At 59.9% G+C, this 24,352-nt stretch carries 20 protein-coding genes and 1 pseudogene; 14 read left to right on the top strand and 7 right to left on the bottom strand.

The window, feature by feature from the left end:
* Positions 1-65: 65 nt before the first annotated feature.
* Entirely contained in the window at positions 66-1,151 is a 1,086-nt protein-coding gene (locus ACYVM5_RS20330) for an efflux RND transporter periplasmic adaptor subunit (RefSeq protein WP_460619909.1), read from the bottom strand.
* 522 nt (positions 1,152-1,673) lie between these two features.
* Here ACYVM5_RS20330 and ACYVM5_RS20325 point away from each other — a divergent pair.
* Genes ACYVM5_RS20325 through ACYVM5_RS20315 form a run of 3 tightly spaced genes read left to right on the top strand, consistent with a single transcriptional unit; the run spans position 1,674 to position 2,988 of the window.
* A complete protein-coding gene (locus tag ACYVM5_RS20325; RefSeq protein ID WP_460619908.1) occupies positions 1,674-1,973 on the top strand; it encodes a type II toxin-antitoxin system RelE/ParE family toxin in 300 nt (99 codons plus the stop codon).
* 38 nt (positions 1,974-2,011) lie between these two features.
* A complete protein-coding gene (locus tag ACYVM5_RS20320; RefSeq protein ID WP_460619907.1) occupies positions 2,012-2,314 on the top strand; it encodes a helix-turn-helix domain-containing protein in 303 nt (100 codons plus the stop codon).
* Between the two features lie 50 nt (positions 2,315-2,364).
* A complete protein-coding gene (locus ACYVM5_RS20315) occupies positions 2,365-2,988 on the top strand; it encodes a DKNYY domain-containing protein (RefSeq protein WP_460619906.1) in 624 nt (207 codons plus the stop codon).
* 108 nt (positions 2,989-3,096) lie between these two features.
* On the opposite strand, the pseudogene ACYVM5_RS20310 reads toward ACYVM5_RS20315, so the two are convergent.
* Positions 3,097-3,288 (bottom strand): annotated as a pseudogene (locus tag ACYVM5_RS20310) (hypothetical protein); the annotation flags it as partial.
* A 158-nt stretch (positions 3,289-3,446) separates the two neighbouring features.
* Here ACYVM5_RS20310 and ACYVM5_RS20305 point away from each other — a divergent pair.
* Together ACYVM5_RS20305 and ACYVM5_RS20300 are read left to right on the top strand one after the other, a co-directional pair.
* Positions 3,447-4,271 carry a helix-turn-helix domain-containing protein gene (locus tag ACYVM5_RS20305; RefSeq protein ID WP_460619905.1) on the top strand — a complete coding sequence of 275 codons (825 nt, stop codon included), beginning with the start codon at positions 3,447-3,449 and terminating at the stop codon, positions 4,269-4,271.
* Between the two features lie 129 nt (positions 4,272-4,400).
* Entirely contained in the window at positions 4,401-4,910 is a 510-nt protein-coding gene (locus ACYVM5_RS20300) for a cupin domain-containing protein (protein ID WP_460619904.1), read from the top strand.
* A gap of 267 nt (positions 4,911-5,177) precedes the next feature.
* Here the strand turns inward: ACYVM5_RS20300 and katG are convergent, their stop codons facing one another.
* Positions 5,178-7,436: a catalase/peroxidase gene (gene katG / locus ACYVM5_RS20295; RefSeq protein ID WP_460619903.1), complete on the bottom strand. Its 2,259-nt coding sequence runs from the start codon at positions 7,434-7,436 to the stop codon at positions 5,178-5,180.
* 361 nt (positions 7,437-7,797) lie between these two features.
* Between katG and ACYVM5_RS20290 the strand changes: the two genes are divergently transcribed.
* Genes ACYVM5_RS20290 through ACYVM5_RS20280 form a run of 3 tightly spaced genes read left to right on the top strand, consistent with a single transcriptional unit; the run spans position 7,798 to position 9,922 of the window.
* Positions 7,798-8,724: a hydrogen peroxide-inducible genes activator gene (locus ACYVM5_RS20290; RefSeq protein WP_460619902.1), complete on the top strand. Its 927-nt coding sequence runs from the start codon at positions 7,798-7,800 to the stop codon at positions 8,722-8,724.
* 56 nt (positions 8,725-8,780) lie between these two features.
* Positions 8,781-9,218, top strand: a complete 438-nt coding sequence (gene arr, locus ACYVM5_RS20285; protein WP_460619901.1) for an NAD(+)--rifampin ADP-ribosyltransferase — start codon at positions 8,781-8,783, stop codon at positions 9,216-9,218.
* Positions 9,219-9,256: 38 nt separating this feature from the next.
* The gene (locus ACYVM5_RS20280) at positions 9,257-9,922 is read left to right on the top strand and encodes a hypothetical protein (RefSeq protein ID WP_460619900.1); all 666 of its coding nucleotides are present in this window, start codon (positions 9,257-9,259) and stop codon (positions 9,920-9,922) included.
* Positions 9,923-10,000: 78 nt separating this feature from the next.
* Here ACYVM5_RS20280 and ACYVM5_RS20275 read toward each other — a convergent pair whose 3' ends face one another.
* The 3 genes from ACYVM5_RS20275 to ACYVM5_RS20265 form a co-directional block, all read right to left on the bottom strand.
* Positions 10,001-12,241 (bottom strand): xanthine dehydrogenase family protein molybdopterin-binding subunit, encoded by a 2,241-nt coding sequence (locus ACYVM5_RS20275; RefSeq protein WP_460619899.1) that lies wholly within the window; start codon positions 12,239-12,241, stop codon positions 10,001-10,003.
* Between the two features lie 163 nt (positions 12,242-12,404).
* On the bottom strand, positions 12,405-13,430 hold the full coding sequence (locus ACYVM5_RS20270; protein ID WP_460619898.1) for an FAD binding domain-containing protein: 1,026 nt from the start codon (positions 13,428-13,430) through the stop codon (positions 12,405-12,407).
* Positions 13,431-13,455: 25 nt separating this feature from the next.
* Entirely contained in the window at positions 13,456-14,049 is a 594-nt protein-coding gene (locus ACYVM5_RS20265; RefSeq protein WP_460619897.1) for a (2Fe-2S)-binding protein, read from the bottom strand.
* Between the two features lie 342 nt (positions 14,050-14,391).
* Between ACYVM5_RS20265 and ACYVM5_RS20260 the strand changes: the two genes are divergently transcribed.
* The 5 genes from ACYVM5_RS20260 to ACYVM5_RS20240 all read left to right on the top strand — a co-directional run bounded on the left by ACYVM5_RS20260 (position 14,392) and on the right by ACYVM5_RS20240 (position 19,519).
* A complete protein-coding gene (locus ACYVM5_RS20260) occupies positions 14,392-15,072 on the top strand; it encodes a response regulator transcription factor (protein WP_460619896.1) in 681 nt (226 codons plus the stop codon).
* Positions 15,073-15,123: 51 nt separating this feature from the next.
* Entirely contained in the window at positions 15,124-16,524 is a 1,401-nt protein-coding gene (locus tag ACYVM5_RS20255) for a sensor histidine kinase (protein WP_460619895.1), read from the top strand.
* Between the two features lie 181 nt (positions 16,525-16,705).
* Complete coding sequence (locus ACYVM5_RS20250; RefSeq protein ID WP_460619894.1) at positions 16,706-18,349, top strand: SulP family inorganic anion transporter; 1,644 nt, start codon at positions 16,706-16,708, stop codon at positions 18,347-18,349.
* A gap of 69 nt (positions 18,350-18,418) precedes the next feature.
* Positions 18,419-18,613, top strand: a complete 195-nt coding sequence (locus ACYVM5_RS20245) for a hypothetical protein (protein WP_460619893.1) — start codon at positions 18,419-18,421, stop codon at positions 18,611-18,613.
* A gap of 168 nt (positions 18,614-18,781) precedes the next feature.
* Positions 18,782-19,519: a carbonic anhydrase gene (locus ACYVM5_RS20240; protein WP_460619892.1), complete on the top strand. Its 738-nt coding sequence runs from the start codon at positions 18,782-18,784 to the stop codon at positions 19,517-19,519.
* Between the two features lie 109 nt (positions 19,520-19,628).
* Here the strand turns inward: ACYVM5_RS20240 and ACYVM5_RS20235 are convergent, their stop codons facing one another.
* Positions 19,629-22,112, bottom strand: coding sequence for a M1 family aminopeptidase (locus ACYVM5_RS20235; RefSeq protein ID WP_460619891.1), 2,484 nt, complete (start codon positions 22,110-22,112; stop codon positions 19,629-19,631).
* A 254-nt stretch (positions 22,113-22,366) separates the two neighbouring features.
* Here ACYVM5_RS20235 and ACYVM5_RS20230 point away from each other — a divergent pair, with 254 nt between their 5' ends.
* The gene (locus ACYVM5_RS20230) at positions 22,367-24,346 is read left to right on the top strand and encodes a TonB-dependent receptor plug domain-containing protein (RefSeq protein WP_460619890.1); all 1,980 of its coding nucleotides are present in this window, start codon (positions 22,367-22,369) and stop codon (positions 24,344-24,346) included.
* Positions 24,347-24,352 lie beyond the last annotated feature (6 nt).

The raw sequence follows: 24,352 nt of genomic DNA, 5'->3' as shown, positions 1-24,352 counted from the left end.
AGGCGGTCCGACTGGTTGTAAGCAGAACAAACCGATGGTATGGCAACCGGTCGGACCGGTTGCGCTTACTCGGCCGTCACTTTCAAATTCGAGAGAACCCCCTGCGGCGCCTTGTAGTCATAAGCCACCTTGTCGCCGTCCTTCACCTTGCGCAGGCCTTCCAGGAGGATGCGGTCGTTGGGCGTGATGCCGGAGCCAATGATGTAGAGGTCGGGCATTTCGGAGGCGATGCCGACTTCGCGCTGGTGCACCACGTTGTTCTTGTCGACCACGAAAACGTACTTCTTTTCGAGGATTTCGAAGGTGGCTTTCTGCGGGATGATGAGGGCGTGTTTCAGCGGCACGGTCATGAGCACGCTGCCGGTTTCGCCGTTGCGCAGCAGCCCATCGGGGTTGGGGAAAGTAGCGCGGAAGGCGATGTTGCCGGTTTCGTTATTGAAATCAGCCTCAATAGTTTGCACCACGCCGGTCTGGTCGAATACCTCGTTGTTGGCCATGCGCAGCTTCACGTGCGCCGCCTTGTCATTGGTCTTGGCGTGAGCCTTGTAAGCCAGGTACTCGGCCTCGGGTACGTTGTAGTACACCCACATTTTGCTGTTGTCCGAAAGCGTCGTCAGCAGGTCGCCTTCGTCCACGAGGCTACCCAGCCGGGCCTGAAAGTGGTCCATAATGCCACTAAACGGTGCCTTCACCGTGGTGAACTGCAGGTGGGCCTGCGCCATCGACACATCGGCGTTGGCCTTGTCGTACTTGGCCTGCGCCAGCGCCAACTCGCTCTTCGACACGATATTCTTGTCGGCCAGGTTCTTGGTATTCTGGTACTCCATCTGCACGTAGTGCGCCTCGGCCTGCGACTTTTTTAGTTCGGCCTGGTACACGGTGGGCTTAATCTGGAACATGGTCTGGCCCTGCGCTACGTGCTGGCCCTCATCCACGAAAATCTTCTCCAAGTAGCCTTTTTCCAGGGCTCGCAGCTCGATGCGCTGGTAGGAGTGAATCTGAGCGACGTACTCCTTCGTGATGGTGGTGTCCTTCTGCAAAGGGCTGGTGGCAACCAGCTTAATCTGCTCTTCGACTTCCTTTTTTTCTTCCTTGCAGCTGGTGGTGTAAAACAAAACACTGCAGCTCAGCAGCATGAATACTCTTTTCATAAGAACCTTGGGTAACGTGACAGGCGGGTGGTATTGCATAGAAAATGGTTATTCAGAAAACGACTCCAAACGGCTGGCCTGACCCACGATGCATTGGGGAAGCCTGTGCCGGGCAGCGAATCAGGCGGTGGAGCCGGCCAGAAGGCCAGCAGGAATCGGGGCCGGGGTGGGCTGATTGGGGTTATTCATACTTCGCGGAAGGCTTCGCTCAAACAGCAGAACGCCCTTGGCCCCGGCAAACCTGCCGGAGCCAAAACAAGCCGAAAGCGCGCATCGAAGGGTGGGAGGGGCGAAGCCGCGCAGCTTGTGTCGTGGGTTGACCCTACAAACTTCCCCCCAATGGCATGAAGCGGAAATGAAGCTTTCCCGTCCTGCTTTTTATTTTCCGGCCCACATTTGCCGCGTCCAGAGGCACTTTTGGGCCTGGGGGTGGGGCGGGTTGGGGAAGCTGACGGCTGCTTTATGAAGCTGCGGAAACGCCAGCGGCTTGCTTGGTGTTACCTAATTAGCTAACTTCGTGAGGTGAGTGATTTCAACGGCCAAATCCGCAGTCTCAAAATTTATGGGGATGAATTCTGGACTTTTTACAACAAGCAAAACCAGAAAATTCAGGACCGTATTCTGTGGACCTTTCGCCTAATCCGCGAAATTCCGGTGGTGCCCGAGAAGTATCTTAAGCATCTCACCGGCACCGTTGGCCTCTATGAAATCCGCGTCAGCGCCGGTAGCGACATCTTCCGCATTTTCTGCTTTTTCGATGAGGGCCGGCTGGTCATCGTGTTGAATGGTTTCCAGAAGAAAACCCCAGAAAACGCCCTCTAATGAAATCGAACGTGCCGAACGACTTAGAAAACAATACTATGAAGACAAAGCAAAATAAGCTGGTTGACCTCGACGATTTCATCGACAACCAATATGGTGTCCGTGGCACCGCCGCCCGCGAAACCTTCGAGGAAGGCTACGAAGCCTTTAAGCTAGGCGCAATGCTCCAGGAAATGCGCAAGGAAAACAACATGACGCAGGAGCAACTGGCCGCCAAGTGCGGCACGACGAAAACGTACATCTCCCGCATCGAAAACAACGCCAGCGACATTCGCCTCTCCACGCTCATGCGGATTGTATGGGAGGGCTTTGGCAAGCATTTGAAATTGTCGGTGGATTGATTGTTAATTATTGATAGTATGTGCTGCTGATAGCCACACTTGTCGCTTCTATGAAATACGACTTTAAATCACTACTGCTTGTTACTGTTGTGTTGTCTCTAATGACTAGTTGCAACAACGGTTATAAAGTAGAACACGACGGTGTGTATTATGAACACTGGAATGAAGGAAGCGGACAGAATAAGCAGAAAATCGAAACTGCAGATACTCGGACATTCAAGGAGCTGAATTTTGATTGTGACTGTAGCTTCAAATTTGGCAAGGATAAGAACCACTTATATATTGACGGGAAACAAATTAAAAATATGGACCCGAGTACATTCAGATATGTCGGCAACTACGTGTTTCGTGATAATAAATCCGCGTATTTCTTTGGTTTTTACAACGATATCAATGATTGTGCTATCAAGGATGTTAATCCTGACAAAATAGAATTGATTTCATATCCGTGGTCTAAGGCTGGTAATCTACTTATTCATGGTAGGGATGTTTTGGTTCTTGATGACATTGATTCATTCAAACCAATTGATAAAGATTGGGGAATTACTAAGCAGCACGTCATTTATAAAAGCAGAGTTTTAGTAGGTGCGGACCCTGCAAGTTTCGAAGTCATAAACAGCTATTCAGGAAAGGATAAGCTGCATGATTATGAGTTTGGTAAGATTAAGGATTGAAAACCTGATTCAAATAAAAACGCCCCGCAACGAATTCGTTACGGGGCGTTCCTTTTGAGGCTTCAGCTACTGCCGCACCTCACGGGGCGGAAGCGCTGGCGGGCGGCATTACGACTTGGCCAGGTCGAAGCGGCCGAGGTTCATCACCTTGGCCCACACGGCCACGAAGTCCTTCACGAACTTCTCCTGCGAGTCGGCGCAGGCGTACACTTCGGCCAGGGCGCGCAGCTCGGAGTTCGAGCCGAAAATCAGGTCGACGCGGGTGCCGGTCCACTTAAACTGGCCGGTTTTGCGGTCGCGGCTGTATTTGCCCTGGCTCTTCCGGCAGCACTAGATGCGGCGGCTGGTGGCAGGGCTGCGCGCCGGCTAGTGAGGCCGGGGTGAAGCGGGGATAAAACTTTATATTGCTGTCCGCCAATGGCGCTGCTACGTGCAGCCGGCTCCACCGCGGACCCGTCATGATATACCAAGTCACGCTTCCGCACCCGGCTTTGCGGCCCTATATCAAGGAGTACCTGCTCGTGGATTTCGATTTTACCGGGCTGGCCGAAATCCCGACCAAACTGCTGCCTGCCCGCGCCGAGCAAAGCCTGATTTTTTACCCTGGCAACGTGTTCACCAAGGTGAACACCGCCCTCAACAAGCGGCTGGTGATGCCCAACACCCTGGTGCAAGGCCAGCCCCTCACCAGTTGGCACCACCACTACCCGCGCACTTTCACGCTGGTGAAGGTCATTTTCCAGCCCTGCGGCCTATACCAGCTGCTGGGGCGGCCTGTGGGCGAGTTGACCGATGCCGCCATTGATGCCGAAAGCGTGCTGGGCAGCGAAATCCGGGAGCTGATTCAGCAGCTGATGAACACGGGGCGCTACCACGAAATGATTGCCGTGGTCGATGCCTACCTGTTTCAGAAATTCGGGCGCCGCCAGCTCCGTTCCGAACCCATCGACAAAGTGAGCCAGCTGCTGCAAAGCGGCCACCGGCCGCCCTCGGTAGAGTATCTGGCCAGCCAGGCCTGCCTGAGCCTGCGACAGTTCGAACGCAAGTTTCGGGAGCGGGCCGGCGTGAGTCCCACGCTGTTCATGCGCATCCAGCGCTTCAACCGGGCCTTTGACCTGAAGGAGAAAAACGCCGGGCTCGACTGGCTGGCCGTGGCCCTGGCCAGCGGCTACGCCGATTACCAGCACATGGTGAAGGACTTCCGGCAGTTTGCGGGCACCACGCCGGTGGGCCTGCTCGAAGCCGAGGCGCAGGCACCGGAGCGCATTCTGAAACTGCGCTGAATATGGCGTTTTTTGACCACTGGCCGCTCAGGGCGGCAACTAGTTTTGGGGCTCACTTCACCGCACCTCGCCATGGAACACCAAACGCGCCGCTCGGCCCTCAAACACCTTTCTGTTACAGCAATCGGTATGGCTCTCCTTCCCACTGAAACCCTGAGCGCAGCCCCGGCCGCCTCGAAAACACCCTATGTACTGCGCAATGTGGAAGGCCGCTTCCAGGAGCATTACCGCATGATGGGCTTTGACCTGTACTTAAAAGTGTCGGCCAAAGATTCTGACGGGCAGGTTTCTGTTTTTTCGGGCGAGTATCGCAAGCACGACGGCCCGCCCCTGCACGTGCATTACCAGCAGGACGAGGAGTTCTACATCACCGAAGGCGAGTTTCTGGTGCAGGTGGGGGAGGAGAAATTCACGCTGAAAGCCGGCGACTTAATCTTCCTGCCCCGCAACATTCCGCACACCTTCCTCACCCTGAGCGAAACCGCCAAAATGGTGTTCATGACGCACCCCAGCGGCGCCACCGAGGCACTATTCAAGCAGTTGGCGGCCCTGCCCCCCACGGCCACGCTGGACGATGCGCAGAAAATCCACCTTGCAAACCAATGCCGCATCGTCGGGCCGAAGTTGACAGTGGGGTAAGCATAGGGAAGATACCAAGCCCATAAGATTAAGTGAATGAATGCGAATCAAAAAGACTGGTCCTGCTGAGCGCAGCCGACGCACGACGGCCCAATGAATTGCTTACTTAAGCACGAGTGCACCAGTTCGCTCAACGAGAAGCTGCAAACCCGCGGGCGCTAACTAGCTGCTCAGCAACTGATTATCAATAAAAAAGGTGGCCTCTTGCAAGAGGCCACCTTTTTTATTGATAATCAGTTGCAGCTGTTTCAGCAGCGCCAGATGGGATTATGCCTGAGCCAGGTCGAAGCGGCCAAGGTTCATCACCTTGGCCCACACGGCCACGAAGTCCTTCACGAACTTCTCCTGCGAATCGGCGCAGGCGTACACTTCGGCCAGGGCGCGCAGCTCGGAGTTCGAGCCGAAAATCAGGTCAACGCGGGTGCCGGTCCACTTCAACTGGTTGGTTTTGCGGTCGCGGCCCTGGAAGCTGTTTTGCGCATCCGATGTGCTGGCCCAGGTGGTGTTCAGGTCGAGCAGGTTCAGGAAGTAGTCGTTGGTGAGCGCGCCGGCCTGGGTGGTGAACACGCCGTTGTTCGAGCCGTCGAAGTTGATGTTGATGGCGCGCAGGCCACCGAACAGCACGGTCAGCTCGGGGGCGGTCAGGGTCAGCAGCTGGGCTTTGTCAATCAGCAGCTCCTCGGCAGCGGCACGGTGGTGCGTTTTCAGGTAGTTGCGGAAGCCATCGGCGGCCGGCTCCAGGGCTTGGAACGATACCACGTCGGTTTGCTCCTGGGTGGCATCGGCGCGGCCGGGGGTGAAGGGCACGGTCACGTCGTGGCCGGCGTTTTTGGCGGCCTGTTCGATGCCGACTACGCCGGCCAGCACGATGAGGTCGGCCATCGAAACCTGCTTGCCGCCGGTCTGGGCCGCGTTGAACTCCTGCTGAATGCCGCCGAGCTTGTTCAGGATGGTGGAGAGCTGCGCGGGGTTGTTCACTTCCCAGTAGCGCTGCGGGGCCAGGCGCAGGCGGCCGCCGTTGGTGCCGCCGCGCTTGTCGGAGCCGCGGTAGGTGGAGGCCGAAGCCCAGGCGGTCGATACCAATTGCGGCACCGTGAGGCCGGCGGCGGCAATTTTGCCTTTCAGCGCGGCCACGTCCTGGTCGTCAATCATCTGGTAAGTAACGGCGGGAATCGGGTCTTGCCAGAGCAGCTCTTCGGTGGGCACTTCGGGGCCGAGGTAACGCTCCTTGGGGCCCATGTCGCGGTGCGTCAGCTTGAACCAGGCGCGGGCGAAGGCGTCGGCAAACTGGTCGGGGTTTTCGTGGAAGCGGCGCGAGATGGCTTCATAGGCTGGGTCGGCGCGCAGGGCAATGTCCGAGGTCAGCATGAAGGGGGCGTGCTTCACGGCCGGGTCGTGGGCATCGGGGATGGTGCCGGCACCGCCGCCGTTCTTGGGGCGCCACTGGTGCGCGCCGGCGGGGCTCTTGGTCAGCTCCCACTCAAAACCGAACAGGTTGTCGAAGTAGTCGTTGCTCCACTTGGCCGGTGTGCGGGTCCAGGCGCCTTCGAGGCCGCTGGTGATGGTGTGCTCGGAGTGGCCTTTGCCGAAGCTGTTGCGCCAGCCCTGGCCCAGCTCTTCGAGGGGCGCGCCGGCGGGCTCGCGGGCCACGAATTTGGCGGGGTCGGCCGCACCGTGGGTTTTGCCGAAGGTGTGACCGCCGGCAATCAGGGCCACGGTTTCTTCGTCGTTCATGGCCATGCGGCCGAAGGTTTCGCGGATGTCGCGGGCCGAGCGCTCGGGGATGGGCTCACCGTCCGGGCCTTCGGGGTTCACGTAGATGAGGCCCATTTGCACGGCGGCCAGCGGGTTTTCCAGCTGCCGGTCGTCCACGTAGCGCTTGTCGCCGAGCCACTCGGTTTCGGGGCCCCAATACACGTCTTCCTGCGGCTCCCACACGTCGGCGCGGCCACCGGCGAAGCCGAACGGCTTCAGGCCCATCGACTCGAGGGCGCAGTTGCCGGTCAGAATCATGAGGTCAGCCCAGGAAATTTGCTTGCCGTATTTCTGCTTGATGGGCCAGAGCAGGAGGCGGGCTTTGTCGAGGTTGGCGTTGTCGGGCCAGCTGTTGAGGGGGGCGAAGCGCTGCATGCCCGCGCCCGCGCCGCCGCGACCGTCGGCAATGCGGTAGGTGCCGGCGCTGTGCCAGGCCATCCGGATGAAGAAGGGGCCGTAGTGGCCGTAGTCGGCCGGCCACCAGTCCTGCGAGTTGGTCATCAGCTCGAACAGGTCCTGCTTCACGGCGTTCAGGTCCAGCTTCTTGAATTCCTCGGCGTAGTTGAAGTCCTTGTCCATGGGGTCGGTCAAGGGCGAGTGCTGGCGCAGAATGCTGAGCTTCAGCATATTGGGCCACCACTCGCGGTTGGTGCGGCCGCCACCGGCCGTCTGCTTCACCGCGCCGTTGAGGAAGGGGCACTGGGCGGCGTCCGCGTTCAGGTCGTGGAGGATGGAGTTGTCTGCGGGGAGGTCGTGCAGGTTGGCGCTCATCTTGAAAGTGGTTTTGGTGGTCAGCCTTGTAAATGGCCGGGTGAATTAAAAAGTTTGCGGACTTGCCTAAAGCGGTTATCAGGCCAGTGTACGGGATGTAGAGACGCAATATTTTGCGTCTCGTCGTTGAACGATTGGCACTGCGCAAAACCGCACAGAGTAAACAACATCAGCAACGACGAGACGCAAAATATTGCGTCTCTACATCCCGTACACTGATTTGAAATTGCTTTAGGAATCAGTTTGACAGTGTTAGAGCAGCAGCTTTGCACAAAGCTACTTGGTGTAAAAGCATAATCAAAATCGATTTTGTTTATAACTTTATAACCAAAACCTATCAATCGCGCGCTGCTCATTCGCCATGAATCTCCAACAACTCGGCTACCTCGTAGCCCTGGATACGCACCGCCAATTTGGCCTGGCCGCCGAAAAAAGCTTCGTGAGCCAGCCCGCGCTGAGCGTGCAGGTGCAAAAGCTGGAAGAGGAGCTGGGCGTGTTGCTGTTCGACCGCACCCAGCGCGGGGCCGAGCCCACGGCCGTCGGGGCCCAGGTGATTGCGCAGGCCCGGCGCGTACTGCACGAAGCCCAGCAGCTGCGCGAGCTGGTGCAGGTGGCCAAAGGCGAGGTGGTGGGCGAGTTGCGCCTGGGCGTCATCTCCACGCTGGCCCCGTACCTGGTGCCGCGCTTCCTGTTGGGCCTCAGCACGGCCTATCCCAATTTACGCGTTCACATCGAGGAGCTACGCTCGGAAGAAATTATGCTGCGGCTCAAGGACTACCGGCTGGATGTAGGGCTGCTGGTAACGCCGCTCGATGACCGGCTGCTGCACGAGCTGCCCCTGCTGGACGAGCCGTTCCTGCTGCTCGCCTCCGAGGACCACCCGCTGGCCGCCCGCGCCACCGTGAGCCCGGCCGACCTGGCCAGCCCCGGCCTGTGGCTGATGCAGGAGGGCCACTGCTTCCGCAACCAGGTCCTGAACCTGTGCGGCCGAACGGCTTCCACCGGCGCAGTGGCATACGAAAGCGGCTCCATCGAGACCCTGAAAGAGCTGGTGCGCCATCACCACGGCTACACACTGGTGCCCGAGCTGGCCGTGCTGGACGAAGTCGACAGCAACCCGCTGCTCAAGCGCTTCGTGGCACCAACCCCGGTGCGCGAGGTGAGCCTAGTGGTGCACCACGGCTTCGTACGAACGACGTTGCTCACCGCTTTGCGGGAGCTGATTCTGGCCAGCGTGCCCGCCCGGTTGCGCGCGGGGAAGGCGGGGGAGAAAATCAGGTGGCGGTGATGGGTTAAATTTGAAACCACTCAATGATAGGCTCTCGAAACACTGCGTTGCTAAAGATGAAAAACGAAAATACCATTTCTAACGAGCTTGATGTTCTGGATAGCGGCCCCTTTTACCACGGGACGAGAGCAGATTTGCCGATTGGGGAATTGCTGACAGCGGGGTTTAACTCGAATTATCACCCCGAAGTCATCATGAACCACATTTATTTCACCGCCTTAGCCAATGGGGCGGGACTTGCCGCGGCCCTAGCTAAGGGCGACGGGCACGAACGAGTTTACATTGTGGAGCCGACAGGCATCTTTGAGAATGACCCGAACGTTACGGATAAGAAGTTTCCCGGTAATCCGACTCGCTCGTATCGCAGTCAGGCACCCTTAAAAATCGTTGGCGAAGTGACTGATTGGGTAAGAATAACGCCTGAAGAGCTTCAAGTGTGGCGCGAGAGGCTGGCGAAGCTAAGAGCGGATTCGAATGCAAAAATTATCAATTAGTCCTATCGCGTGCCGATTTTATTACCAAAATAAGAATTATGACAATTGAACTGGTACCAGTAATTGAAATCGGGTATAATAATCAGGGCGTAACGGAACCTGAAAAATATCCATATTGGCAATACCCTGATATTTGGGATGCCTATAACGAGCAGAGTTATCAGCGAGCGGGATTTAAAGATAAATTGAAGCCATATGCAGGCGGCTCATCGATTTATAAACTCACTGATATCTCAGATAATAATTTAACAAAATTGACAATTGACCATACACAAGAATTGCGAGATGGAAAATATGAGCGGCAGCAAGCGTCTGCTTTTTTTGGTGGATATGTTCTGCGAGTAGATGGTCACGATACATATTTTCCCCAATGCTGTGGAGATTTAAGCGATATAAATTATTGGGAAAGACTTGCTGATGGCCAAGCTTCTTATTACAACGGGCATCCTGCCCCATATATCAAGTTTGAAGGTATAAATGCCCTACTCGACTTTTCAGTTGATGAATTTGATGAGCCATTTCAACCAATGCCGATAAAACGGATTCTGGCAGTGGACAGAAACGAACTCAAAAGAGCAGTTGAGAAAGCTAAGATGGAACTTCAAGTTTTTGAAGAGAGAATTAATCAAATAAACAAAATTGAAAACCTGAATATTGAGAATATTGGTGGGCTTTTGATTTGGGGTGAGGGGCGCAGCGAATAAGAAAAACAGAAACGCCCCGCAACCAACCAGTTGCGGGGCGTTTCTATGTCACTGCAGTGGCACCAACTGCCGGAGTTTCTACAGCAGCTTGTCAATCGTTACGGGCAGGTCGCGCACGCGCTTGCCGGTGGCGTGGTAGATGGCGTTGGTGACGGCGGCGGCTACGCCCAGCAGGCCCACTTCGCCGAGGCCTTTGATGCCGAGGGGGTTTACTTTGTCGTCTTCCTCGCTCACGAAAATCACGTCGATGTCGTGAATATCGGCGTTCACCGGCACGTGGTATTCGGCGTAGTTGTGGTTCATGTAGCGGCCGAAGCGGTGGTCCATCACCGATTCCTCCATCAGGGCCGAGCTGATGCCCCAGACGACCGAGCCGAGCACCTGGCTGCGGGCGGTTTTGGGGTTGATGATGCGGCCGGCGGCCACGGCATTCACCACGCGGGTAACGTGTACGGTCATCAGGTCGGGGTCCACTTTCACTTCCACGAACACGGCGTTATGGGCATGCATGGAGTATTTCGGCGGCTTCAGCATTTCCAGCTTGGCCAGCACCGTGGAGTTTTCGGCTTCAATTTTGGACTCGCCGCTGGCCTGTACGAGGTCGCGCAGGACTACGGCCTGGGTTTCGTCGGAGCGCAGACGCAACTGGCCGTTGGCAAACTGCACATCGTCGATTTTGGCGTCTTTGAACGCCGGGTGGTCCATTTTCTGGGCCTGTTTCAGCAGGGCTTCGCCAAGCTTGCTGCAGGCTTCTACCACGGAGTTGCCCACCGAGGCGGCCGTCCAGGAGCCGCCTTGCAGCGGCGATTCGGGCAGTGTGGTGTCGCCCAGCACAAAGGTGACGGCTTCGATGGGCAGGCCCATACTTTCGGCCGCAATCTGCGTCATGATGGTGTAGGTGCCGGTGCCGATGTCGTTGGTGCCGCTGCTTACGGTGAGGTGGCCATCTGCGTCGAGGCTGGCTTTTACTACGGCGGGCATTTTGGAGGCATCCCAGATGCCGCCGCCCATTCCCCAGCCCACCAGCATCTTGCCGTCGCGCATAGAGCCAGGCTTGGCGGTGCGCTTTTCCCAACCGAACTTGGCCGCGCCCTCGGCGTAGCACTTGCGCAGGGCTTTGCTGGAGTAGGGGAGGTTCTGGGCTTGGTCGAAATCGGAGTAGTTGCGAATGCGAAATTCGAGCGGGTCGAGGCCGGCGGCGTAGGCCATTTCGTCCATGGCAATTTCCAGCGCGATGGAGCCCGAGGCCGCACCGGGGGCCCGCATATCGAGCGGCGAAAACACGTCGACTTTGGCCAAGCGGTAGCCCAACTCTACGTTTTTGCAGTCATAGAGCGTGCCACTCCAGCCCACCACGTTTTCGGTGAAATCCTCAAACTGAGAGGTTTCGGCCACGGCAAAGTGGTTAATACCAGTGAGCGAGCCGTCTTCGGCGGTGGCCAGGGCTACGTGCTGCAAGGTTTCGGGCCGGTGGCCGAAGCTGAACATCTGCTCGCGGGTGAGCGACACGCGCACTGAGCGTTCGAGCTGCAGCGAAGCCATTACGGCCAGAAACAACTGATACTGCGGCCGCAGGCCGGAGCCGAAGCCGCCGCCGGTGTACTTCGAAATCACCCGGGCCTGGTCCTTGTTCAGCCCGAACACCTTCATTACATACTGTTGGCTGTTGAAGGCGCCCTGCGTTTTGTCGTAGATGTTGAGGTTCTTATCGCCCAACCATTCCACGGTGGAGGCAAACATCTCCATGGGATTGTGGTGCTGGGCGTGGTGCGAGTAGTTCGCCTCCATGTGCGCCACGCCCTGCTTCCAACCTTTGCTAAAGTTGCCGCGTGATTTTGGCGGCTTGTAGCCGGTTTTTCCGCGGCCGGGTTCGTAGGCCTCGTCGATGTGCTTAACCAACTCGGTTTCGTGTGCTGCTTCCTCATATTCAATGTGCAGGATGGAAGCGGCGTAGCGGGCCAACTCAAATGTGTCGGCCACTACCAGCGCTACGGGCTGCATGCTGTACTTAATTTCGGCGTCGTGCAGCGGGCGGAAGGGAGAGCCGCCAGGGGCCACGTCGTCCTTATAGCTGCGGTCGAGGAAGGCGAAGCCGGGCACGTTTTCGTGCGTAAAAACCTCCTGCACGCCGGGCAACGCCAGCACCGGGGCGCTGTCGATTTTCGTGATTTTTCCTTTGGCAATCGGGCTGCTCACCACGTAGCCGTAGAGCAGGTTGGGCACGTTGAATTCGGCGGCGTACTTGGCGGTGCCGGCCACTTTAGCCGGGCCATCGACGCGGTTGGTGGGTTTGCCGATGTAGTCGGTTTGGTGCGTCATGTGATTATTGGATGTAGAGACGCGACACTTCGCGTCTCGGCGTTCGCGTCGCTGAACTTCGTTTGCTGATAGTATTGTGGCTGGTGTCGTTTGACAGGGAGACGCGAAGTGTCGCGTCTCTACATCGTTCGGCCACAGTTCAATTACCCTAACCGGTGGACGGTTAAGGATTCGAGTTTTGGAATGCGTTGGTGTCGAGCACCTGATTCATTTCAGTGGCTTGCTTGAGGGCGCGCACGATAGCACACTTGGCCAGCTCAATCTTAAACGTGTTGGCGCCGTAGCCTTTGGCGTTTTCGAGCACCTTGGCTGCCACGCGGCGGAAGGTGTCGGCGGTGGCGCGCTGACCAATGAGCATGGCCTCGGCCTCCTTGTCGCGCCAGGGCTTGTGCGCCACGCCGCCCAGTGCCAGGCGGGCATCCTTGATGAGGGTGCCTTCCAACTCCAGCGCCGCTGCCACACTCACGAGAGCGAAGGCGTAGCTGGTGCGGTCGCGCAGCTTCAAGTAGCTGAAGTTTTTCTCGAAGCCCTTGGCGGGCAAGTCTAGGCCGGTGATGAGCTCGCCGGGCTCTAGGGTGTTGTCGCGCTCGGGGTGGTCGCCGGGCAGGCGGTGGAAATCCTCGAACTTGATGGTGCGCTCGCCGTTCGGGCCGCTCACGCGCACGGTGGTGTCGAGAGCAGCCAGGGCCACGCACATATCCGACGGGTGGGTGGCGATGCACTGGTCGCTGGTGCCCAGGATGCCGCACACGCGATTATAGCCGCCGATGGCTGAGCAGCCCGAGCCGGGCTCGCGCTTGTTGCAGGGCGTGGCCAGGTCGTAGAAATAGTAGCAGCGGGTGCGCTGCATGAGGTTGCCGCCGTCGGTGGCCATGTTGCGCAGCTGCGGGCTGGCCCCGGCCAGAATGGCCTGGTTCAGCAGCGGGTAGCGTTTTTCTACTTCGGGGTGCCAGGCGGTGTCGGCGTTGGTGGCGAGAGCGCCGAGGCGCAGGCCGCCATCGGACGTGGCTTCGATGGTGTCGAGACCCAGCTTTTTGAGGCCGATGAGGTGCGTGGGGCGGGCCACGTTTTCCTTCATCAGGTCAATCAGGTTGGTACCGCCGCCGATGTAGGCCGCGTCGTCGTGTGCGGCTTTGTCCTGCACGGCACCGGCCACGGCGGTGGCTTGGGTGAAAGTGAAACTATTCATCTTAACTGAAATGAGGAGTGAAGGATTATTTCTTCGGCGGTTCAACCGGGGCCATATCGGGCTTCGCCGCGCCGGCCGACCAGGCTTTGTCCTCAATGATTAATCCTTCGTTACTAAGTACTTCCATCACGGCGCTCAGGATGTTGCTGTAGGCGCCGCAGCGGCACACGTTGCCGCTCATCAGTTCACGCACTTGGGCTTCGGTTTTGGCCTTGCCTTCGTTGATAAGGCCCTGGGCCGAGCAAATCTGGCCCGGGGTGCAGTAGCCGCACTGGAAAGCGTCGTGGTCGATGAAGGCCTGTTGCAGCGGGCTCAGTTTATCCTCGGTACCGAGGCCTTCGATGGTCTGGATGTGCGAGTCTTCGTGCATCACGGCCAGGGAAAGGCAGGAATTCACGCGCTTGCCATCGACCAGCACCGTGCAGGCACCGCATTGGCCGTGGTCGCAACCTTTCTTGGTGCCGGTCAGGTCAAGGTACTCGCGCAGAGCGTCGAGCAGGGTGGTCCAGGGCGCGATTTGCAGGGTGTGGGCCTGGCCGTTAATGTTGAGACTGACGGGCTGGGTGGGGGCCAGGACCACTGGCGGTGGGGCCAGCGGAGCTTGGGTAACTTGGCTCATAATGAAGAATAGCTAGAAGATGGCAGGTACTGTTACTGCCTACGGGCGCTTTTTCCTCCTTGTTCTAGCCGGCGATGCAGTTGACTGCGATGTATTCTCAAGTAAGCACAACCAGGTAAACCAGAAGGGTTGAAAATCAATAATAACGGAGACCGAATGAAAATTCCGGCAATTCATAGAAACTCCTGCCGCTGCTTATATCGCAGCCGTAAAATGGTTGTATTATCGGAAATACAACGTTTTAACCCAGCTTCATTGCCTGCCTATATTCCCCTCATAACGCAGCTCGCCGATGACTGCCCACGCGGCCGGTTTTCCAAAACGGCGCTACCTTCCGGCCCCATGAAAATCCTTTTAGTTGAAGACGAACCCTCGGTAGCCGCCTTCCTGCACCAGGGCCTGACGGAGCAGGACTACACCGTCGACCTCGCCGCCGATGGCCTGCTGGGCCTGCGCCGCGCCCAGGAAAACCGCTACGACTGCCTGATTCTGGACCAGATGCTGCCCGGCCTCAGCGGCCTCGAAGTGTGCCGCCAGGTGCGCGCCCACGACCCCGGCGTGCCCATCCTCATGCTCACCGCGCTGGGCGAAACCGACGACAAAATCCGCGGCCTCGACGCCGGCGCCGACGACTACCTCGTCAAACCCTTTGCTTTCGACGAGCTTCTGGCCCGCCTGCGCGCCCTTGTGCGCCGCCGTACCGAAGCGCCTGCCCCCAAAGCCGTCCTGCATCTGGCCGACCTCACCCTCGACCCCGGCGCCAAGCGCGTGGAGCGCGCCGGCCAGGCCATCCAGCTCACCGCCCGCGAGTTTGCGCTGCTGGAATACCTGCTGCGCAACCAAAACCGCGTGGTTTCGCGGGCCGATTTGCTGGAGCACGTCTGGGATTTGAGTTTCGATACGGGCTCGAATGTGATTGATGTGTACATCAATTTCCTGCGGAAAAAGGTGGACAAGGGCTTTGAGCCCAAGCTGATTCACACGCTGGTGGGAATGGGTTACGTGATGAAAACCGAGGGATAAGCAGCCGCTTGTCATTGCCGCGCTTCGCTCGCAATGACAGACTATTAAAATATGTCCATTCGCCTCCGTCTTGCGCTCCAGTTTGGCTCCATTCTGGCCGTGACGCTGCTGTTGTTCACGCTGGTTATCTACTTCGCCACGCAGCAGTCGCGGCGTAATGAGTTTACGCAGAGCCTGTTCAAGCGCACGCTGGTGGTGGGGCACGCCTACGTAGCCGGTCAGGAAGGCCGCGCCGATGTGGGCGAAGAAGCCTCGTACCGCCGCTACCTGCGCCAGCTCTACCGCACGCTGCCCGCCGAGCAGGGGCGGGTGTATGATGCCCAAAACCGGTTGGTTTTTCGGGAAGGGCAGGGGGATGCCCGGCCCGCGCCGCCGGCCTGGCTGGCCGAGGTGCGCCGCACCGGCCAGGCCGTGCTGGAGCCCGAAACCAACTACCACGAAACCGTGGGCCTGCTCTACCGCGATGCCCGTATGGGGCCGCTGGTGGTGGTGGCCTCGTCGGTGGATGAAGACAGCCGCCAGCAGCTGGACGAGCTGCGGCAACTGCTGGCGCTGGGGTTTCTGGCAGCGGTGGCCGCAGCGGGCGCGGGCAGCTGGTTTTTTGCCGGGCGGGCCCTGCGCCCGCTGCGCCGAATGGTGCGCGAAGTCGACGGCATCACCGCCACCGACCTGAGCCAGCGCCTGACCCGCACCGGCGAAACCACCGACGAAATTGGCCTGCTTACTCAACGTTTCAACCGCCTGCTCGACCGCCTGGAGGCCGCTTTCGTGGGCCAGCGCACCTTCGTGCGCGATGCCTCGCACGAGTTGCGCACACCGCTCACGGCCCTCATCGGCGAGTTGGAAGTGTCGCTGCTGCAAGCCGAGCGGCCGCCGGCCGAGTACCGCCGCGTGCTGCAAAGCACCCTCGATTCGGCCCGGCAGCTCAACAGCCTCACCAACGGCCTGCTGCAGATTGCCCGCGCTTCCGACGACCCCTCGCAAGTGCCCATGGCCGCCGTGCGCCTCGACGAGCTGCTGCTGCAGGCCCACGAGCAGCTGCTGCGCCGCCATCCCACCTGCCGCGTCGACCTTGATTTTGGCGAGGCCGAATCCTTCATCGTGCGCGGCAACGAGGCGCTGCTGCTCTCGGCCGTGCTCAACGTGCTGGACAATGCCTGCAAATTCTCGAAGCAAAGCGGGGGCACCGTGACGGCCACCCTGTCCCGCACCCGCCAGCACCTCTCGCTGCTGGTGAGCGACGAAGGGCCGGGCCTCTCCGCCGCCGATTTGCAGCAGGTGTTCGTGCCGTTTTTCCGAGCGGCATCGGCGCGGGCGGTGCCGGGACACGGCATTGGGCTGCCGCTGGCGGCGCGCATCATGGCGCTGCACGGCGGCACGGTGCGGGTGGAAAGCGAGCTTGGGCAGGGCACGCAGGTGTGGCTGGAATGGCCGGTGCTGGAGCATACCTGAGTAGAACCGTCATGCCTCGGCTGCGCTCGACATGACCGGGCCTTTTGCCATTGCAGGCTTGCAGTCCGGTTTTAATTTCCTTTTAATTTCCCTTTAATTCGACCTTAATAGCGCCTCGGTAACCTTGTATTCAGAATTCCCTCAAAGCCAGGTTTTCGGCTTTGGCTGCACTTACAAGGCTATGACCCAAGTAATTTCTTCGCCGGCCCAAACCGGCACTCCCATTGCCGCTCCGGCGGCTCCCAGCGAGCCCCGGCCAAAGGCGTCGCTGTTTAGCACCATCGGGCAGGATGCGCCGGCGGGGCTGGTGGTATTTCTGGTGGCGCTGCCGCTGTGCCTGGGTATTTCGCTGGCCTCGGGCGCGCCACTGCTGGCGGGCGTGATTGCGGGCATCGTGGGTGGCGTGCTGGTGAGTCTGCTGAGCGGCTCGGCGGTGAGCGTGAGCGGGCCGGCGGCTGGGCTCACGGTGGTGATGCTGTCGGCTATTGCCACGCTGGGCTCGTGGCCGGCGGTGCTGGCGGCCACGGTGGTGGCAGGCGTTATCCAGATTATTCTGGGGCTGGCGCGGGCGGGCATCATTGCCCTCTACTTCCCGGCGGCCGTCATTCGCGGTATGCTGGCTGCTATCGGCATCATTCTCATTCTGAAGCAGCTACCGCACTTTTTTGGAGCCGATGCCGACTATTTTGAGGATATGAACTTCCTGCAGTTCAATGGCCTGAATACCTTTTCGGCCATTGGCGCAGCACTTAAGGGGCTGAGCCCCGGCTCGGTGCTGGTGGGCGTGGTGTCGCTGATTATCCTGCTGCTGTGGAACACGGCCCCCGTGAAGCGCCAGTCCTGGTCGCGGCTGGTGCCGGGCGCGCTGGTGGCCGTGCTGGCGGCGGTGGGCATCAACCAACTGCTGAAAACCGTGGCTCCCGCGCTGCAGGTGCGTCCCGAGCACTTGGTGAAGCTGCCGGTGCTGTCGTCGCTGGGCCAGCTGGCCAGCGAGATGACCTTCCCCGATTTCAACGCCCTGCGCAAACCGGTCACCTACGGCGTGGCCTTCACCATTGCCATCGTGGCTTCGCTCGAAACGCTGCTCAGTGTGGAGGCCGTGGACAACCTCGACCCACAGAAGCGCCACACGCCCACCAACCGCGAGCTGCTGGCGCAAGGCGCGGGCAACCTGGTGAGCGGCCTGCTGGGTGGCCTGCCACTCACGGCCGTTATCGTACGCTCATCGGCCAACATCGCGGCCGGCGCGCAGAGCAAAATGTCCGCTTTCATCCACGGCCTGCTGCTGCTCACGAGCCTGCTGTTCATGGGCGCGGTGCTGAACCTGATTCCGCTTTCGGCGCTGGCCGCCGTGCTGCTGCTGGTGGGCTTCAAGCTGACCACGCCCGCGCTCTACCGCAAGCAGTGGCAGCTGGGCTGGGCGCAGTTCATGCCCTTCATCATCACCATCGTGGCGGTGCTTTTCACCGATTTGCTGAAGGGCGTGAGCATCGGGCTGGTGCTGGGCTTCTTCTTCATCCTGAAAGATAATGCCAAGGCCGGTTCGTACCTGCGTCGCGACGACTCGGAGGACAACGCCGAAGACCCCGCCGCCCCGCTGCACCTGCGTCTGCCCGAGCACGTCTCCTTCCTCAACAAAGCCAGCATCGTGACCACGTTGGACCAACTGCCCGCCGACAGCCGCGTCATCCTCGACGGCACCCGCTCTGATGTTATTGACCACGACGTGCTCGAAGCCATCGAAGCCTTCCGGCAGGCGGCCCCGGCCCGGGGCATTATGCTTGAGTTGCGCGGCATTCGGCAGGTGGCGCTGGGGGCACACTAGCAGCTCCGGCGCTGACATCCTGGTATTTAATCAAGGCATTTGCTGACCTAATCTTAATGCTCATTATTTATGACCGACCAAAGCACCAGCCCGCCCCAGAAGCTGCCCGCTGATGCTCCGGTTTCTGGCCCCGAAGCTGGCATCAGTGGAATGCCCCCGGTGGCGGCCGCCGCGCCTGTGCTCACGTTTTCGCGTGGTACGCGGCCACTTGGCCCCCGCCGCACGGCCAATAACGGGCAAGATTACCGCCGCCGCATTGCCTGAACAGTGCCTACGCTCTCGCCGTAGAATGCTCCAGTAACGAATTCGCAACCACTAATTGGTGCTACCTTGGGCAGCGCCTTATTGCGCCGCCGTCCCACAGGGTTGCGGCGCACAATACGCCCGGCAGCTGTTTCAGCAGCGCAGCCGGCGCTAAAAAAACTCTCAATCATGGCTGGAATCAGCAAAATTCTCGAAAACAACAAGAAATGGGTTTCGGACCGCAACGCCTCGGACCCCAACTTTTTTAAGAATCTGGCCAATGGTCAGAAGCCGAAATACTTATTCATCGGTTGCTCCGATTCGCGGGTGCCGGCCTCCGGCATCACCGGCACCGGGCCGGGCGAGATGTTCGTGCACCGCAACATTGCCAACCTGGTGGTGCACACCGACATGAACCTGCTGAGCGTGCTGCAATACGCCGTGGAAGTGCTGGGCGTGCAGGACATTCTGGTGGTGGGCCACTACGGCTGCGGCGGTGTGGCCGCGGCGGCCGCTAATAAACAGTACGGCCTGATTGATAACTGGTTGGTGAACATCCGCGACGTAATTCGGACCCACGAAGCCGAGTACCTGCGCATTAAGGACGACACCCAGCGGGCCCGCCGCCTGGTGGAGCTGAACGTGATTGAGCAGGTGCGTAACCTGGCCAAAACCAACATCATCCAGAACGCCATGCGCGGCGACAACCCGCCCCGCCTGCACGGCCTCGTGTACGACATTGCCGACGGCGTGCTCAAAGACCTGAACGTGGACGGCGACGACGTGATAAACGAAATGGAGCACATCTACGCGACCGAGGCGGTGAGCTCCGCGCCTGATAAAGATGCCAATTCCTACGAAGGCCCCAAGCACGACCCGGCAAAGGAAGTAGTGGGTGATAAAAAAGCCGTAGCCGAAAAGAAATAGGCTCGCTCCAATCCTTTCGTTTTCCCCGATTACCTACCAACCACCCACAAAAAAGCCCTGCCGCACATTGCGGCAGGGCTTTTTTGCATTCTGGAAGTACGTCACGCGGCTACTTGGCTGCCTGCACGGCGGCCACAGCCTGGTCGACGGCTTGCTGGGTGCTGGCTGCCTGCGGGCGGCCGGCCTGGGCTTTGGCAATGCCTTGCAGATAGTTCAAAACCGGTTTGTCGGCACCATACATTTTGTATTTGATGCCCAAGTCCTTGAGGCGGGTGATGCCTTCGTTGATGGAAGCGGCATCGTCGAGGCGGCCGGTGATGGTGGCCAGCGGCTCCATCATGCTGAACTTGTTTTGCGGGCGGGCGGCGTCAAACTTATCGCGCACGAAGGCCCATTCGGCCTGGCCGCCGGCCTTGGCATACACTTCGGTTACGGATTGGGCTACGGAGCCTTGCGCAGTAGCTTCGAGGGCTTTGGCGCGGCTCAGGGCCTGAGCGGGCTGCACCGCGGCCAGGGCGCGCAGGGCAGCGCCCTGCACGTTGTACGACTGGCTGTTGAGCTGCTTGGTGATGTAGGCTTCGTCTTTTTTATCCTTTAGCTTGGCCATAGCGCCCAGCAGCGAAGCCTGCACCCAAGGTTCTTTTTCGGAAGCGGCGAGCTTGCGCAGGGCGGGAGCAGCCACTTTGGCTACGTCCTTATTATCCAGCTTCAACGCCTCCACGGCGGCCAGGCGGTTGTTGTAAAACTTGTCGTTGATGCCGGCCAGCAGCGTGGCGCGGTTGGCGGCAATGGTCTGGTCCTTGGCGGCAGCGTCGATAGCCTCGCGGCGGTCCACAAACAGGGGTGCGTGGGCGTACTGGAAGGCGTATTCGGCGGCGGTTTTATTGTCGGTTTTCAGCCACAGCGTCTTCTTGTTGGCGTCCACGTTCACCAGGTCGGGCTTGGCCGAAAGGGGCATGGTGAAGGTCTGGGTGGCCTCCGTCATGTTCACGGGCTGGTGCATCACCTTGCCGCCCACGTAGTAGTCGATGGTGAAGGGCAGGCGGAAGGTCTGGCCCGTCTGGGTCTGCTTCACGGTCACAGTTTCGGCCTTTTTGGCCGCATCCCACGCGTAGTCGATGGTTACGATGGGGTGGCCCGGCGCGAAGTACCACTGGTTCCAGAACCAGTTCAGGTCTTGGCCCGACACGGCTTCAAACGCGAGGCGCATCTGGTGCGCTTCGCCATTGCCGAGGGCATTGTCCTTAAGATATTTCTGGAGGCCGGCAAAGAACACGTCGTCGCCCAGATAGGTGCGCAACATATCCATAATAGCGCCGCCTTTCTGGTAGCTCACCAGGTCGAAAACCTCCTCCTGCTCGTCGTAGTGAAAGCGCACGAGGGTTTTGGCGGCATCGCGGGGGCTGGCCAGGTAGCGGCGCAGGTAGCGGTAGTAGTGAGCATCGGCGGCGTCCTTGCCGTACTTGTGCTCGGCGTAGAGGCCTTCCGAGAAGTCGGCCATCGTCTCGTTCACGGTGATGTTGGACCAGCTTTCGGCTGTCACATAGTCGCCAAACCACTGGTGAAACAACTCGTGCGCAATCACCGATTCGGAGCCGTACTCGCGGTCAATCAGCTCGCGGTCGGTCATTTGCACCTGCTCGCCGTGCAGCGTGGCGGTGGTGTTTTCCATGGCGCCGCTCACGTAGTCGCGGGCCACAATCTGGCTGTATTTATTCCACGGATACTCCACGCCGAGGCGGTTGGAGTAGAACTCCATCATGTCGGGCGTGTTGCCGAAAATCTGCTTGGCGAAGGGCGCGTACTTGGGCTCGAGGTAATAATTAACCTCCTTGCCGCGCCAGGTGTCCTTATAAATTTTGAAGTCGCCCACCGCCATCATGAACAGGTAGGGCGCGTGCGGCAGCTCCATTTTCCACACGTCGGTGCGCAGGCCGGGGCCGGCGGGCGTGCTGCTCACCATCCGGCCGTTGCTGAGCGTGACGTACTTAGCGGGCACGGTCATCGAGATTTCCTCGGTGGTTTTCTGGTTGGGGCGGTCGATGGTCGGGAACCAGGCCGACGAGCCTTCGGTCTCGCCCTGCGTCCAGATTTGCACCGGCTTGCCTTTCACGGTCGAGTCGGGGTTGATGAAGTACAGGCCCTTGGCATCGGTGATGGCAGCCGAGCCCTTCACTTTCAGCTCGTCGGGCTTCGACACGTAGTCGATGTAAATCGTGTATTCCTCGCCCGGCTTGAAGGTGCGGCCGAGGTTGATGCGCAGGTTCATGCCATCGGCGTAATCGTATTTGAGCGGCGTTTGCGCGGTGCCATTCATCAGGGCCACCGCGTTGATGTCCATGCCCTTGGCATCGAGGCGCAGCGAGTCGGTGGGGTAGGCGTGGGGCTTGAGGGTAATCCAGGTTTTGCCCAGCAGGTGGCGTTTGGCATAGTCAAAACGCACGTCGAGCTTGGTGTGCACCAGGTCGTTGACTTTGGTGGCCGAGGCGCGGTAGGGAGATTCGGGCTTGGCAGCGGGCGGGGTGGGAGCCTGCGCGAAAGCCGGCGTGGATGCCGCCAGGCTCAGCAGGCCCAGCGCGAAAAGGTGCTTCATAGAGAAACTTCGGGTGAGTGAAAATGGATTTCGCGCGAAGGACACGGCGGCGTGAGCAACGTTGCCTGACGCGAAGGCGAAAGTAGCGCGGACTTTGTAGTCCGCGGCTCGCTGCGCTACGGCGAATGCGAAAACGCAGAATATCTGGGCGATGGCAGTCGGTAATCATTCGCTGCGGGGCAGCGAGCCGCGGACTACAAAGTCCGCGCTACAAGCCCTACCGTAGCTTTGCATCCCCACCAACCCACCAATGAATGCGACTCACGCACTACGCCACCCCACTTTTCTGCACCTTTTTCACCTTTAACGCCCTCGCGCAAAGCACCCCGGCCGACAGCACCCGTGCCCTGAACGAAGTCACCGTTTACGGCACCCGCCTCGACCAGGTAGCCGGCCAGACCGGCCGCTACGTGACCGTAGTGCCCGGCCGCGCGCTCAGCCAGTACCCGGTGGCCTCGCTCGACGACTTGCTGCGTCTGCTGCCGGCCATCGAGATGCAAAGCCGGGGCAACTTCGGCACCCAGGCCGACATTACCCTGCGCGGCTCCACCTTCAACCAGGTGCTGATTCTGCTGGATGGCATGCGGCTGAACGACCCGCTCACGGGCCACTTCGCGGGCTACCTACCTATTACGCCGGCCGAAATTGAACAGATTGAAGTGGTGCGCGGCCCCGGCGCGGCCCTCTACGGCCCCGATGCCGTGGGCGGTTTCGTCAACATCGTCACCAAAACATTTGCGGCCACCCACCGGCCCGATGGCGTGGAAATCGGCGGCACGTTTATGGCTGGCGAGTACGATTTGAAAACCACCAACGCGGGCTTTTATGGCCAGGACAAAGGACTGCGCCTGGCCGGCGGCATCCTCAACAACACCGCCAGTGGCCAGCTGCTGAACCTTCCCGGCGGCCTGCGCAACGATTTCAAGCTAAACACCTATTCGCTTTCGGGCGCTTACCAAATCAGCCCCAAATTCAGCGCCGCCGCCCGCGCCAGCTTCGACCGGCGCGACTACAACGCCCAGAACTTCTATACCACCAATGCCGGCGACCGCGCCCGCGAAACCACCTCGCGCGACTGGTACCAGGGCCAGCTGCGCTACGAATGGAGCGCCCGCGCCCGCACCGAATTGCAGCTGGTGGGCACCAGCAGCACCGACTACTACGTGTACACGCCTACCTCGGCGGCCAGCGACCACCTCATGCACTACCTCAACGTGCAGGGCCAGCACCAGCTGCGCTTTTCCGACAAGGTGCAGTTGACCCTGGGCGGCCAGGCCGACCGCCGCAGCGTGCGCAGCAACGACCGGGGCGACCACGCCGTGTGGCACCAGGGCGCATTTGCCGTGGCCGGCCTCATGCCCACCGCCGGCCTGAACCTGACCGCCGCCCTGCGCCTCGACCACGACCGGGCCTATGGCACCGAAGTGCTGCCCCAGCTCACGGCCAGCCAGTTGCTGGGCGAGAAGCTGACCGTGCGCGCCGCCGTGGGCCGCGCTATCCGGGCGGCGAATTTTACCGAGCAGTACAACTCGGCCATCCGGCCCGGCATCGTGCCTAACGGCTTCAACGTGGGCAACCCCGGCCTCGAAGCCGAGCGCACCTGGAGCTACGAAGGCGGCTTGGACTTCCACCCGCTGCCGGCCCTCGTGCTGCGCGGCACCTACTTCAACCGCTACGGCCGCAACCTGATTGACTACGTGGCCACGCCCGGCACCGAAGTGCAGGCCGGCAGCGGCTTCACCAACCTGAACCCGGCCAGCACCTATCGCTACGCCCAGAACCTGTTTGCCGTGAGCACGCAGGGCCTCGAATTTGAAGCCAGCACCCGCGCCCAGCTCAGCCAAGGCCTGCGCCTCGAAGGCAGCGTGGGCTACACCTACACTCACCTGAACGTGGACGGCAGCATCGTGTCGCAATACCTGAGCAACGTGGCCCGGCAGCTCATCAGCGGCAATCTGAGCCTGGTACACCGCCGTTTCACGGCCAGTCTGGGCGGGGTGTATAAGCAGCGTGCCAGCCAGAACACCGTGCCCAGCGCTGCCGTGAACGACGCCCAGCTCACCCCTGACTACGTGGTCATCAACGGCCGCCTCGACGTGGCGCTGCTGCCCGAGCGCCTGTGGGTGGTGGGCCAGGCCCAGAACTTATTCGATGCGAAATACTCCGACCTGCTGGGGGCCCAGATGCCCGGCCGCTGGCTGATGGCCGGTGTGCGCGTGGCCCTGCGGAAATAACGGCCT

It is taken from the genome of Hymenobacter ruber (assembly GCF_054783255.1).
The sequence above is the reverse complement of the archived record's forward strand: the minus strand, read 5'-3'. Positions and strand labels throughout refer to the sequence as shown.